Below are 1,068 nucleotides of genomic sequence, written 5' to 3' on the forward strand. Positions count from 1 at the left end.
TAGTGTAAGTAGAAAGACCTTGGAAAGATATTCGTGTCTTTCGTCCTTGGTTTTTGCATTTGGCTTAAGTTAAACAGTCACTTTCTTCACGCCATCTGAGGTACCAACAAGCAAGATATCTGCAGGACGCACAGCGAATAAACCGTTGGTGACGACACCCGTTAATTGATTGATCTTTTCTTCAATAGCGATGGGTGATTGGATTTTCATATTGTGCACATCAAGGATGACGTTGCCGTTGTCGGTAACAAATCCTTCTCGCCAAACTGGATCGCCACCTAACTTGACCAGTTCACGCGCAACATAGCTGCGAGCCATTGGGATAACTTCAACAGGCAGTGGGAATTGGCCAAGCAAGTCAACTTGTTTTGTGTCGTCAACGATACAGATAAACTGTTTCGCTACAGCGGCCACGATCTTCTCTCGCGTGAGCGCGCCACCGCCACCTTTCACTAACTCTAAACGGTCGTTACATTCGTCGGCACCATCAATGTAAAAGTCGAGTGATTGCACGCCATTAAGTTCATAGACAGGGATTCCATGCGCCTTGAGACGTTCCGCACTCGCTTCACTGCTGGCAACAGTGCCATCAAATGTATGTTTAATGCTAGCGAGATGGTCGATGAAAAAGTTCGCAGTTGAACCTGTTCCGATACCGATAATGCTATCGCTATCGAGCTTATCTTTTATGAGGTTTAATGCCTCAAGCGCGACAGCACTTTTTAATTCGTCTTGCGTCATGTCAGAGTCCAATCAATGAAATTTTGGTGAAGTATAGGGCGCATGAAAACTGAATTAAAGCAAAGCTTCTATGTCTTTTGCGGGCAAAGGCTTACTCAGTAAAAAGCCTTGCATCGCATCGCAGCCGTTATCCATCAGAAAATGCTGCTGGGCTATAGTTTCAACACCTTCTGCTACAACTTTGAGGCCGAGGCTGTGCGACAAACCAATAATGGCCTTAGTGATCGATTGATTTTTTTTGTCATCAATAATATTGCTGACAAAGCTTCGATCAATTTTCAATGCATCGAGGGGGAGTGCGCTTAAGTATGATAAAGACGAATATCC

The 1,068-nt window shown here is 44.6% G+C and carries 2 protein-coding genes; both read right to left on the minus strand.

Annotated elements, in window-relative coordinates:
• Nucleotides 1–69: 69 nt before the first annotated feature.
• Nucleotides 70–741: a ribose-5-phosphate isomerase RpiA gene (rpiA, locus tag A3738_RS08910; RefSeq protein WP_068475987.1), complete on the minus strand. Its 672-nt coding sequence runs from the start codon at nucleotides 739–741 to the stop codon at nucleotides 70–72.
• 54 nt (nucleotides 742–795) lie between these two features.
• The coding region (locus A3738_RS08915) for an EAL domain-containing protein (protein WP_082890009.1) at nucleotides 796–1,068 on the minus strand (273 nt) is incomplete at its 5' end.

The sequence above is a fragment of the Oleiphilus sp. HI0066 genome, assembly GCF_001635725.1.